Genomic DNA, 12,969 nt, shown 5'->3' with positions numbered 1-12,969 from the left:
TTATGTTCCATAATAAGTTATATGCTGAATATTAGGTATATTATACCATTTTATTGTTATAGTTTTATTTATTTCCAGATAATTTCTAATAAACTATTATCTCTTTTGGTCAACCTTATTTACCTAAGGTTGTAGTATATTACCGGCCTTCCTCAGCAAGTGAACTGGCTTATCTAGTAAGAATTACGTCGATTTACATATACCAAATAGTGGTAATATAATATATTTAGTGAAACCAAGGGAGTGATGAAATGAACTTACAAAACATAAATGTAAAGATAAATCATGATGTAGTTGATAATATGGATGAAGTGAGGATCTCTGAATATACTATTAACAATGACCAAATGCCGCTAGATCAAGAGCAAGCTCAATTTAGTGATGCCTATGAAATTCAAATCAGTAAAAACATATATACAAAAGACACGGTAGAGATAGAAGTATTAGTAGATAAAAGTGAACTGGCCTTTGTCGTAGATAAAAGATATATTAAAGAATTCTTCAACTTGAATTTTAGCAAAAAGTATATAAGCGAATTGCTGCTCTTTAAGCATTATGAAGGTAACAAAGAAGTACTAAGCTTTATGAATCAGGATAAACATTTTTCTTTTTCAAAAAATGATGTTGTAGATTTGCTGTTATTCAAAGTGTTAATTAATACTCCGTCTAAGAAACAAGAAACCGATGATTATGGTCTGTCGTACATCTCACATTTAGATAGCACTACTCCTGATCCAACACTGCTCTCATTAGAAGATGCTAAGAGTCTCATTAACAATGAGAAAAAAACAGCTATTATCGTTCATGGAATTGGCGGGAAAGTTGGCAATAACTACGTTGGCTTATATGATTATTTAAAAAATGATTTCAATATTTTTGGCTTTAACTACCCTTCTGTTACGGAGCATATAGCAAACAACGGCAAAGCACTTACTACTGAGGTTGAGAACTTAAGAAAACTGTATAACCAAGATGTTCATATTTTCTCGCATAGTATGGGAGGGTTAGTTTCACGCTCTGCACTAGTTAACGAAAGTGCCCAAGTAGAGACGATTGTAATGGCTGGCACTCCAAATGGCGGAGTATTTTACACCGCCATACATAAACTAAGAGGATTGCTCTATTTATTCAGACATAAGATAAATTTTATCCCAGAGCAAATCATTGCTACTAAATACAAAGATGCAAAGGGGCTACTTGACTTAAACCATAAGTCTGAATTTCTAAACAAGCTGAACAATGGAGACAATATCGCAAATGTGTATAGCAAGTACTTTTCTTTAGTTGGGGATTATATATTCGGTAAGAACGACAAAGTTGTATCTGTAAACAAAATATGCCGTATTGAAATAGAGGATACAAAATACAATTTTCAAAGTGTCGTAAACAACTGGGATCACTTTAATTACTATAAACAATCAAATTACGAATTAACTAATGCATTGGATACGGCTAGATATTGTCTCAAGTTTTAATCATTTAACCGTGCATTTATAAAAAAAGTAGAACGCCTTGTTCATAGCGTTCTACTTTTGTCTTGCCCTTTTGTATTGATTGCTCATCCCGGTCTCCGTTTGAAAATCCCAAACAAGTTCACCATTGTTCTTGTTCAACGCATATAAACGTCCCCCGTAATTAGCAAACAAGACAAGTTCCCCTGCTAATACTGGTCGAAACGGGTTTATTGTGTGACTTTCAAAGTTCCATATAACATTTCCTGAGTCTTGTTCCAAAGCATAAAAGTATTTATTATAATCCCCTATATAAAGAATTCCATCTTCTATCACTCCACCAGAAAGGGTATAATTCGTTTTCGTACCATGAAACACCCAATCCTCTTGTATTATCTCTTCTGAACTATCATTTTCTTCGCTAGTTACGTCTTCGACTGATTGGCAACCAAACAGTAACGAAATAAATAGTAAACCAATCAAGTGAGACAGCCGAATCTGTTTCATTCCTAAATCCTCTCCTCACTTTAACCCCATATTTTCCCTCATCTAACATTATTAACAATACTATTATCCTACAACCATACTATCAAAATAACAATAGTGAGGTAGGGTAGTGCCGAAGTGAGAAGTTGTATTCTGCCTTCTACTATATAACCAACAGCATCATAAGCCTTTTCAAAGGTTTCCTTATGTAAATACCTCAAGGTGATTCCAATAAATCTCTTAATATCCTCATATTGGTTGATTTATTTTAAGTTTTTTAGTACTATAGTCATTGCATTTTGAATTACTAATTATTTAGGGAGGATTTTATGAGCACAAGAGGACTAAGGTTTATTAGGTATTTTGGAGGAATAGTCCAATTATTATTATTAACGCTTCAACTTTCCCTTGCTTTTTCTGCTGGGATGGGATTTACCCTTCTAAATTTATACCAAATACTGTCTATTTTAGGTATAACGATAGGTTGGGACTATATTCTTTTTCTTAGAAGAAAGAAATTTAAAGAAAAAATTACTACAGAGTCAGGTGAAGTACCAACACTAGTTATAGAAGCTGGAAAATCAGGTCATCGTTTTTCATTTGGGCTATTAGGTATTACTAGTCAATCAATCTATTATTTTGAAAAAAAGAAACTATTTAAATTTCCAATTAGTGATATAGAAAATATTGCTACCGGAAGTGAGGGTACTGGAGAATTTATAGGAATGTCTCAACATGTTGCAGGTGGTTTCTCTATCGGTACAGCAACAGAGGCAAAACTTAAGACCATTTCAATTGAAGGTGTAACTAATAATACACCATTTACATATACTTGGAACTCAAGTTATGCAAATAAATTTTTCAAACATGTTGAGAAAAAGGGACTATTTTCAGATACAATGAGTAATCATGAAGTCAGTTAAGTGGTTAAAACAGATTAAAATTGATTATATCCCCTCACTTCATTAGATTAAATATGATAAGGGAGATTACATAATAAAATCGAGTAGGAGGAGGCTTCTAGCCTCCGTCCCCACGAACCACCGAACGTTAAGGTTCCTATACGACAGTTCGATAAGTTAGTGTGTTTAAAATGAAGAGGGTAATATAGTTGGGTTAGATTGAGTAATCCAATTCGTACAAGAAGATTTTGAATATGTAATTTAATTTAAAACTATACGAAAGATGCCAATATTCTTTTGAGCATTTGCCTTCTCCCAAAGTTTTTTGCTTGGGATTTTAGTTTGATGAGACTTATAAAGCGAGTCCTCATCGTTCTACCACCAATCTTTTCTCTTACGCCCCTATTTACTAGAAAACATTCCTTAGATAAATTCAGCATCAAGTAATCCCGCGGGATATACTGTTTCACAGCGTTGCCTAACAATCAACTCTCTACTTCCCTCTCCTCGTGCATCATTCTTAGCGCCTCATCACGGTCTTCCTGCTCTTGTTTAAACATTTCGTTAAAATCTGCTATTAATTTTAGAGCATTTTCAATGTTCTCTTTTTGTTTGGAATCCCCAAATTTACAGATCAAGTTAGCACCTATTTCTACGTACGATTTAAGTTGGATATAAGAATAGTAGGATTCTGCACTACTTAAAGAATACATTTCATAAAGGTTTTTGGAAATAAACGGATAGAGGTTATTGACAGCAAACACAAACGTTCCTATATTTCGTTTATTAGTTCTTGCTATGAACTCATCCAACTCGTGTACTGTCGATGGTGACTTACACTCAAAGTAATGTCGAATCCTTTCACTTGTTAAATAGCGAGTTGAATCAATAAATGAACTGATCAACGATTCATGATTCTTCAAAACTGTTTCATACTTGTCATAAAATGTGTATTCTAACACTTGCTCCAAATCGTCTTCTGATTGTATCCACTTATCGACTGTTCCTTTTATCATATCTTCTGGCCAATAGGTAAACCATTCTCGCATTAAGTTAATAGAGTCCGTATAACTAAAGCTGTTAAAGAAGCTTTCATGTGCAACTTTTAAAAATGCGTTATTAATTGCATTTTCAATTTCAGCTAATCCTTCTTCATTTAGGCCTGTTCTTTTTAAGTATTTATGGATCTCAATTATGATGAGAATGTTACAGCCTTCCCAATACGATTCTTCGAAAATGTAACCTTCAAAGTGCATAGTCCTAGAAATGGTTTTAGCTAACGATACAATAGAATTGTTTTCATCCAAACTACTATTTCGTTTGTATGTCGATGTATACACTTCCGTCAGAGCTTTTAATAAAACAACTTCAGAAGAATTTAGTTCTGAAAGTCTAAGCTGAAGCTTACTACTAACTTCATTAGCACCATACTTTTCAATAAAGTCCATATAGCTTTGTTTTATTGGCGCCAACTCTTTTTCGTTCACTATATTGATCAGTCTACTTAGCTCAATCTGTGAGAGGGATTCCTTTGGGTTCGTATACATAAAATATTGATCAAAGAACTTATATGTACAAATTCTTTTATCTCTCTCCAAATTCTCTTTCTCACTAACCTTCATTTTCTTAGCTTGGTCTTTGTCGTTAAATAATCGTGTAGCAAGTGGAAATAGCGTTAGTAGAATCTCTCTATACCTGCCTTTTGTCTCAATTTCATTAAAGCTGTTCATGACTTCTTTTGGGATGTCAGTATTGCTATCTAAAAGTACTATTTTATGATCATAAATAAAATTGTATAAGTCTGATGAACTAGTTTGGATCATTAGTAGATAAAGTAAATCTGTAGGGTTGACTTCATCTTTCAAGAAGGGTAAATAAAATTTAATTAAGTTTTTATACCGATAAAAACGTCTAATCGAAAATTGGGCGTTCACTAAACTTTCAATGATCTGTATATCATAATAATGCTCAATGTTATTTTTCTTAAGAACACTTTTAAGTTGATCAGAGTAAAACGCGCTTAATTCCCTGTTGTCTGGTTTTGGTAGATAGATCGGCACTTGAATAAACTTTTCTATATAATTCTTGGCATCCTTCGAACTGGTTCCTTCTTCGCCTTGATAAATAGACGCTAATGATTTAATTACGATTTCTTCATCTAACGCTAAGATGTAGGTAACGTTGGGAAAGTCTGCGATTAATCGTACGAGCTTAAAGATCATACGTACCTCAGAGCCTTCTAATCGATCAATATCATCAATATAGATAATGATTTTTTGGGGATAGTTTAACAATAAGCTTTCGATTTCCTCTTTTAACTGATCTAAACTTAAGACTTCTTCACCTGGTAATGCCTTTCGAATGACCTCTTTAATCGAAAAAGTCGTACCTTGACTTTGGATGCTTACAGTAGATACGACATCTGCATACTTCTGAATAGCTCTACCTATTTGAGGGTTATACCCTTTTGACTTTTTGAGTTCTTCCAAGAGCTGATACAAAAATATACGAATGATATCATGATTGTCTTTTCCGAAATACCATGGTTTAAATTCAACAAATACACTTTTTGATTCCGCATCCTGTAAATATTCCTTTGCCATATTATATATGGAGCTTTTCCCAGTCCCCCAATCACCTAGTAGACCTATCGTTAGACTCGTTTTGTAATCGTGTGATTCTAAGACGCACCCTAATTTTTCAGCAAATTCCGATCTGTTTAGCTGATCCTCTACTTTTGATTCGATTGGTAAGCCTGAATCACGATCGACTTTCCCTTCCTTACCTCTTTCATCATTCGTCTTTTTACTAGAGTTATGCCTAATAACGAACAAAACACATATAAAAGATATGTAGATACAAGATAGAATCATAGCCATATCAAATAAATCTGACAATAATCGTCCAGTCCAAAAAGTATAGGGACCATCAACCAGGAAATAATTCGTGATAATCACAAGGGAAAAAATAAAAATAAGATAATCAACTGATGAAAGAAGACGATCCGACTTAACCCGAACCACTGTCAGACTGGTCATCACAAACGTACTTAATGCGAGTATCCCTATTATTCCAACAGTTACATAGATTCCCCACTTCACCCATTCAAAATTCAAAACCGGTAAGAAAGTATCACTTAGCGTTCTTCTTAAAAATGTCAAAATCCCGTTACCTAAAATCAATAACGCCACACTAATGCAGATATATTCCAAAATAAGAAATAATCTCGTTTGAATATGAACAACATCAATCTTAATATCTTTACGATTAACTTTCATTCATTTTCCTTTCTTCGCCCTTCATCATTCTAGGTCTTTTTTGTAAGAGGATTAATAAATTTGCTATATATAAACTATTGTACTTAATTATCTAAGGTTGGACCACTTCTTATTGTTTTGTAGTACGGGTACGGAAGGTACCACCGTCGAATATTGAATGATCTTCCTACCACCGATTCACCAGGTCACCAGGCGCTTAAGACAACAAAAAGCTTTTTTATGTAAAACTAAACATAAAAGATTAAGAACTACGTATACCATTAAATTCGAACACTAGCACTTGTCGAGCTAAAACAACCATTTTGCAAAACTCTCCCCTTACCTGTGTTCGTTTTTCACAAAATGACCTAAGACAAAATCCCAAAATCTCCTCCTCTCCTTCCTTGAAAATGCACTATTCACAATATGACGCTCTTTCAACATCCATTTATGCTAAACATACCGGCGGAATAATCGAGAAAACGCGTTTTCAAAAAGGATAGAAATGTGAATATGAATCAACCATCGTTTGAGGAAGTCCTTAAGAATTTTCAGCCTGCGATCAAAAAGCAACTAGTTATGCTGCGCATTTACAAAGACCACGATGAATTCTATCAAGTCGGCTGCCTCGCCCTCTGGGATGCCTATCGAAATTTCAATCCCGAAAAAGGGAACTTCTCTACTTATGCCATTTCCTATATTCGCGGTAGAATGATGGTCGCCCTAAGAAAAGAAAGCAAATATAGTGAGCGCCATTCCTTTACAGGAGATGAGTTGCTAGAAACTGTTCCTACCAACAATGAGACGGTTCCCCTTGAATCAGAATTACTCGAAGGTTATTTGGATGGTTTAAGTGAAAGAGAAAAAACTTGGGTCATAGAATCCATTAATAAACAAAAGAAAACAGCCGAGATTGCTAGCCATTATAACGTCTCCACCCCGACGGTTCGCTCCTGGAAAAAAGGAGCCTTAAAGAAATTACGAAATCATGCTACCTCTAGATCAGGTGCCTAATCCCGCTCGCGGGACAAGGGACCGGGGGACAAGGGACCTGTCCCCCCGTCCCATCCCCACTCCCCAAAAAAAACCTCCACCATTTCCCAACAATTCCTAAATTAATGTCGATAGCCCGTCGATCGAATCTCCTTCATGACTGATTATAGTCTTAAAAGGGGCTAGAGCAGTGGAAGAAATAGATAAACAAAAAGCAAATGATTTAGAAGAACTCGCAAACAAAACCATCGGAAAAAACATTTCAGGTATTCGTAATATGCAAGGCATGTCGCGTTTAACATTAGCGGCAAAAGCTAACCTTGACTACTCCTACCTTGGACAAATCGAACGAGGAGAAGTCACAATGTCTCACTTCATTCTCTTAAAATTATGTTGTGCCCTCGATATTAGAATGTCAAACAGCCTATATGAAGATGTTCCAGACGCTGTTACACATTTCCTGAAAGAAATTAACCCCATTGATTAACGAACTCACCCTTTAAGTAGTCACTCCCACCTAGAGTCTTCACTACCTTCTAATTAGCCCCTCTTTTTTTATCTCCAACCCATCCCCCCGAAAAGGAGCCTCTCCATGTCCATAACCATTCTCCCTGACTACGAAATTACCCAAGACACGACCGCTATTTTCTCCGCTACCCATACAGACTACTACTCCATCGTCTGGGAACGCGATCGAATCTATTACATTCAAAAGACTCCCATGCAACTCATTAAAGCTGGATGCCTCGAAGGAGGGGCTGACTTCAATGGTCGCAAAGCCTCTGTGATTCACAAAACAGGCATCCAAAGCAAAATCCCTATCCCAATTAATCCAAACGAGCATATTTACGCCTTCCCCACCCACTCACCGACACTCCATGAGTGTAGCTGGATCTTCTATCACCACATCAAATCTATCAAGCGCAATCCTAAAAGCCATTCTCAATCGATCATTCTATTTCACCATCACAAACAGCTCGAACTCGACATTTCCTATCACTCCCTCGAAAAACAACTGCAGCGCACTTCTTACTGTATTGTCCGTTTCTCCCATTATAAAATTCGTTCCTCTCATTTCGAATAAACCAAACTCAACACTAACCAGTCCTGTCATGGCTACATGACAGGCTCACCAAGGAGGCAATTATTATGCAATCAGGTCATATTCAACAATTTGCACATTTAAGTCAATTCCAAACGGTAAAAGAATTCAACGATTCTATTAGAAACTTCCTACACCTACATGGAGATTCTTTCACGGAAGGAGAGCATATAGCTCTTCTCACGCTTGTTCGATATAGTGTGAAACTTCACGGCATTTGTAACGCAAAAATATGTAAGCTTCTAGAAGCGACCAATGCTTCAGGCCATCCAATCTCCCGCACTACCTTTGAACGAATGCTTCGTAAAGGGAGAAAACTCGGACTATTGACTAGCTACAACACCTTTCGAAAAAAAGGCGGGAAATCTCATAATGTCTATGTGTTTCATCGCGTTGACGTATCGAGGGACAATCAATTGACGCATTGCCAATTGCCACAAACCCCTACTACTCCAAGCTCTGAGCCTATCAAAAACCATTCCGAAGCTCTATTACTTAAATCTAAAAAATTAAAAGATAAAGATCTACGTAACGAAACGTTTGAATCACTTGACCATACTTTTGTTCCGTCTTCTATTCCAACTTCTTTTGTAAAAGCTGCCAAACCATTCTTCCCTCACGCTAGGGAGATTTGTGCCCTATGGGACCGTGCTAAGATTGCTTACAAGGCAAGAGAATATAACGATCCTATAGAGAATTATCTAGATATTATTATTCAAGCTTTTAAACAAACCGTTTACAAACACAAGCGGAAGCAGATTAAGACGAGTTTTATGCAATATTTTTATGGGGTACTTATTGCGATGTTGCCTATGGGAATTCGTTTGTCTTTCGAACAGAGGGAGTTTGTTAGCTGGTTGGATAAGTTTGAAGTTGAAGCGTTTAACAGTAAAGTCTAAAAGAGAACGGTAACGTCCTCCTTTATTTGCACTCATTAAGCAGTTGAATCTTCTTCTAAGTGTGTCCTTTAGGTCTCGTACTAATCACCCTTACATCCTTTTAATCTATTACACTTGCAACTATGTATAGTTAAATTATTCATAAAAAGTTACAATATTGGTATAACCAGCCAACAAGGAGAAAGTTATGTTATTATTACTAAACTTTTTAAAGAAAAAGAACGAGACCACACCTAAACAAGCTAATAAAACCTCATCAAAACCAAAAAAGACAAGTGAACAGATTGCTAACAGAAAAGGTGAAATAGGTGAATATAAGATTGATATTCAACTAGATCAGCTTCCAAAGGATTGTTGTTACTTAAGTGATCTCCTAGTGACAAATCCCAAAGCAAAGTCTGGATTTTCGCAAATTGACCATGTTGTTTTAACTCCATACGGTATCTTTGTCATTGAAACCAAGAACTATCAAGGAACCATCTATGGCGGGAAAGAGCGAAAAACATGGTTGGTTAATGGGAAATTTAAAATGATGAACCCTTTTGTACAAAACTACGGGTATATCAAAGCACTAGCTTCAATTATTCATGAAAAGGACCCTAATTTATTTATTTCCATGGTTTCTTTTACAAAACGCTGCACTTTTAAAGTAGACATAGATTACCGTAAGATAGCCTCCAACGAAATTATAGTATATGACATCGAGTTGTCAGAGTTCATTCATCGGAAGATCTCGGTAATGAAATATCACAAAGAACCTCTCCTAACTGAAAGGGATATCTCAACAATTTACAATGCTTTCTCGAACGCAAATATTATTGATTTTTCGGTTAGAGAAGAACATAAACGTCTACTAAATACAAATGCATCAGTAAAAAGCACAACCCCTCGCTTCACTTGTTCAATATGTAATAAACCTGTTTCAGATAAAGTTAAGACATATTGTTTATCAAATAAAAAATTTAACGGTAAAATCTATTGTTTTGAACATCAATAAAGCACTTAATAATAATAAAATTCTAACAAAGTACTTCTATGATACTTTGTTAGAATTTTAACTCTTAAAAATGAGATTGGACTGATTTAAATGTTTATAAGAAGAAAAAGCAAACCTAGAAAAACTGTTGATAAACTAAAAAGAAAACTCTTTTTAACCTCATTACCACCTATAACTGCTGCTACTTTAATGAATGAACACGCACTTGGTCCTGTAGCTAACCTTTCTGCTGTTATCCACCCTGCGACGCCTTACTAACTTATTAACTATTCATTATGATAATAATAATGAAGCCAATACAAAAATTTCATCTATAAGTTTGGCTATTCCTCAAGCCATTATAAAGAAGTGACAGGCACGCAATTGCGTGCAACTTCTATAAAAAACCTTTCAACAGAATCACCCCATCTTCCACTCCTTAAATTGTTAACATTTATTTAAGAAAATAAAGAAAACTGACAAAAATCCTCAAGTGAATTACGCCTGCTTCTATTCTCAATATGTAAATTCCTGTAACATATGAAAAATCAGTTTTGGAATGCCAATTGTTGGCTATAATACGGATGATACTTGTTTTTTTCGTCACAAAGACAAAAAGTAACCGAGCAAACTGAATGAATGGGAAGCTGCTCGATTAATTAGAGGAGATGATAGCAATGGGAGAATTGCGAAAACAAGTAGAAGCTCGTAAAGAGAAACTGATTAAAAAGCTTATTAACGTAGGGATCTACAAAAGTGAAGACAAGCACTTATTTGAACTAACACTCACAGATATTGAACAAATTTACGCATCCTTAAACAGAGTAAATCATCATAAAAAGGAGCGTGTTTAGGTTGCTTGATCTAAACACGCCCTTATTCATATTTGAGAAATGGATTCCAGGGCTTACAGACAGCTCCCTCTACCCTAGATGTGGATATCTATGCATTGATATCAATAATCCTTTAGGGCTGTCTGTGTATTTCTTGCAAATGGTGGATAAGCCTCTGTATAAATAGAAGGTTATCCACCTTTACGTGATAACAGTTTATTTTTAAGAAGCTGGGTTTTTATTTAATCCACAATCAAGAACACTAGGGAACTGATTTGAACCTAGTATACGTTTGGGGGCATTCAACTTCATCCCGGATTACACCAAATTTCAATGGCTGGTTTAAAGTTCACATTCCCCTCATCGTTTCACAATACAGCCTCCTCCTCTCCTCCAAGGTTCCTACGTAATACTCAAGGTTCGCTTCTACCTTCATAAGCCGCGGTTGTATTGCTTCTGGGTACATATACCAATAGTCACTACTCCATGGATAATGCTCTGCCCGTTTCATCATTTTTTAATACCCCCTTTCCTAAGGGAGTGACAGGCACGCTATTCCAAAGCATGAAATAATTCTTTTGAGCTTTCCTTTACTTCAACGATCTCATCTGGTAAAGGACTCTTCTCATTTCTTAAGCTAAATAACTCTTTAAGATAATTGCCGGGTTATCGTTTTCGAAAATAGCCAATGGTTGTATTACGGGCAATGGAAAACAACCATGTCTTTGAACTAGAATCCCCTTTGAAAGAGTAATATCTTTTATAGGCTTTTAAATACGTTTCATGGGTCAGGTCCTCAGCTAGTTGTTGTTGCTCATGATCATTAATAAAATATAACTAAAAGTATTGCTATACTGTGAGTACCTTCTGTACACGTGTTGTTTCACATTGGACAAGTTTCTTCCTCCAAGCATTTATGACCTTATTCCTTAGACGCAGGCCGCATAAAAAAGTCACGTTTTTCAAATTATCATGCCGTATCGTAGAGTATCTGAATCCAACGCTTCCATACACCTACGATTTCAACAAACACCCTTCCTCTTTCTATTACCCCAGATTGCACTGTAAAAGCTCCGTATATACTACAAAAAACGGATTTATTCTCCCCCCAAAAAACGTTCACCATTTATACAAGAAATCCCAATAGAAATAATTGTAAGTCTATGAAAAAGTGGTATATTTGATAGAGTAAATATACTAATATTAGGAGGTTTTTTACTTGAAAAGTCTTAGAATCGCAGCTGTATGTTTGTTGGCCTTCTTCTTAATATCAACTCAAGCTTTTGCAGAAACGCCCAAATTTAAAGATGTGAAAAGTAATTACTGGGCAAATGAAGAAATTTCATTTTTAGCGGGGCAGTCTATTATTAAAGGTTATAATGACGGCACATTTAGACCGAGCAATGAAGTAACGAGAGCACAAGCAGCAATAATGATCGCTAATGCACTAAACTTAGAATTAAAAGATCGCCCAAATCCAAACTTCAAAGATATCTCAAAAAACTTTCATGCTTATGAGGTGATAGCAGCGATTGCTGATGAAGGGATTATGAACGGAAATAATGGATATTTCAGGCCCAATAGTAAGATGACTCGTGGTCAAATGGCCGCTATTCTTCAAAGAGCATTTGATCTAGCAGGTGAATGGGATCAGGAGTTTTCAGATATTCAACCGACTCATACCTTTTACACGGAAATTAAAATCCTAGCAGGTAATCATATTACAACTGGATATTCTGCCGATAATACATTCCGAGCTTACAACCCTACAACACGAGCCCAATTCTCTGTCTTTTTATCACGTGTGTTAGATGATTCGTTTAAACCAGTGGAGCCATCTCCGGAACCTAATCCTGAGCCAACTCCAGAACCTAACCCTGAGCCAGCTCCAGAACCTAGTCCTGAGCCTAGTCCTGAGCCTAGTCCTGAGCCGTCTCCAGAACCTAGTCCTGAGCCGTCTCCAGAACCTAGTCCTGAGCCGTCTCCAGAACCTAGTCCTGAGCCGTCTCCAGAACCTAGTCCTGAGCCAACTCCAGAACCTAGTCCTGAGCCAACTCCAGAACCTAGTCC

General features: G+C 36.1%; 13 protein-coding genes. 9 read left to right on the top strand and 4 right to left on the bottom strand.

What is annotated here, in order from left to right; genetic code table 11:
• Window positions 1–251: 251 nt before the first annotated feature.
• Window positions 252–1,475, top strand: coding sequence for a lipase family alpha/beta hydrolase (locus tag MF646_RS18890; protein ID WP_250098061.1), 1,224 nt, complete (start codon window positions 252–254; stop codon window positions 1,473–1,475).
• Between the two features lie 51 nt (window positions 1,476–1,526).
• On the opposite strand, the gene MF646_RS18885 is transcribed toward MF646_RS18890, so the two are convergent.
• On the bottom strand, window positions 1,527–1,958 hold the full coding sequence (locus MF646_RS18885) for an outer membrane protein assembly factor BamB family protein (protein WP_250098060.1): 432 nt from the start codon (window positions 1,956–1,958) through the stop codon (window positions 1,527–1,529).
• 308 nt (window positions 1,959–2,266) lie between these two features.
• Here MF646_RS18885 and MF646_RS18880 point away from each other — a divergent pair, with 308 nt between their 5' ends.
• Entirely contained in the window at window positions 2,267–2,860 is a 594-nt protein-coding gene (locus MF646_RS18880) for a hypothetical protein (RefSeq protein ID WP_250098059.1), read from the top strand.
• 464 nt (window positions 2,861–3,324) lie between these two features.
• Here MF646_RS18880 and MF646_RS18875 read toward each other — a convergent pair whose 3' ends face one another.
• Window positions 3,325–6,117, bottom strand: a complete 2,793-nt coding sequence (locus MF646_RS18875) for a KAP family P-loop NTPase fold protein (RefSeq protein ID WP_250098058.1) — start codon at window positions 6,115–6,117, stop codon at window positions 3,325–3,327.
• A gap of 492 nt (window positions 6,118–6,609) precedes the next feature.
• Here MF646_RS18875 and MF646_RS18870 point away from each other — a divergent pair, with 492 nt between their 5' ends.
• The 6 genes from MF646_RS18870 (at window position 6,610) to MF646_RS18845 (ending at window position 10,920) form a co-directional block, all read left to right on the top strand.
• On the top strand, window positions 6,610–7,110 hold the full coding sequence (locus MF646_RS18870; protein ID WP_250098057.1) for a sigma-70 family RNA polymerase sigma factor: 501 nt from the start codon (window positions 6,610–6,612) through the stop codon (window positions 7,108–7,110).
• 169 nt (window positions 7,111–7,279) lie between these two features.
• Complete coding sequence (locus MF646_RS18865) at window positions 7,280–7,576, top strand: helix-turn-helix domain-containing protein (protein WP_250098056.1); 297 nt, start codon at window positions 7,280–7,282, stop codon at window positions 7,574–7,576.
• A 105-nt stretch (window positions 7,577–7,681) separates the two neighbouring features.
• A complete protein-coding gene (locus tag MF646_RS18860) occupies window positions 7,682–8,173 on the top strand; it encodes a competence protein ComK (protein WP_250098055.1) in 492 nt (163 codons plus the stop codon).
• A 65-nt stretch (window positions 8,174–8,238) separates the two neighbouring features.
• Entirely contained in the window at window positions 8,239–9,090 is an 852-nt protein-coding gene (locus MF646_RS18855) for a hypothetical protein (protein ID WP_250098054.1), read from the top strand.
• Between the two features lie 187 nt (window positions 9,091–9,277).
• On the top strand, window positions 9,278–10,087 hold the full coding sequence (locus tag MF646_RS18850; RefSeq protein ID WP_250098053.1) for a nuclease-related domain-containing protein: 810 nt from the start codon (window positions 9,278–9,280) through the stop codon (window positions 10,085–10,087).
• Window positions 10,088–10,743: 656 nt separating this feature from the next.
• On the top strand, window positions 10,744–10,920 hold the full coding sequence (locus MF646_RS18845) for a Fur-regulated basic protein FbpA (RefSeq protein WP_250098052.1): 177 nt from the start codon (window positions 10,744–10,746) through the stop codon (window positions 10,918–10,920).
• Window positions 10,921–11,248: 328 nt separating this feature from the next.
• Here MF646_RS18845 and MF646_RS18840 read toward each other — a convergent pair whose 3' ends face one another.
• Both MF646_RS18840 and MF646_RS23535 read right to left on the bottom strand, forming a co-directional pair.
• The gene (locus tag MF646_RS18840) at window positions 11,249–11,413 is read right to left on the bottom strand and encodes a hypothetical protein (RefSeq protein ID WP_250098051.1); all 165 of its coding nucleotides are present in this window, start codon (window positions 11,411–11,413) and stop codon (window positions 11,249–11,251) included.
• Between the two features lie 152 nt (window positions 11,414–11,565).
• A complete protein-coding gene (locus tag MF646_RS23535; RefSeq protein ID WP_420842548.1) occupies window positions 11,566–11,727 on the bottom strand; it encodes a sigma factor in 162 nt (53 codons plus the stop codon).
• Window positions 11,728–12,118: 391 nt separating this feature from the next.
• Between MF646_RS23535 and MF646_RS18835 the strand changes: the two genes are divergently transcribed.
• The coding region (locus tag MF646_RS18835; protein ID WP_250098050.1) for an S-layer homology domain-containing protein at window positions 12,119–12,969 on the top strand (851 nt) is incomplete at its 3' end.

The organism is Halalkalibacter alkaliphilus (assembly GCF_023555415.1).
GTDB lineage: Bacteria > Bacillota > Bacilli > Bacillales > Bacillaceae_D > Halalkalibacter > Halalkalibacter alkaliphilus.
The sequence above is the reverse complement of the archived record's forward strand: the minus strand, read 5'-3'. Positions and strand labels throughout refer to the sequence as shown.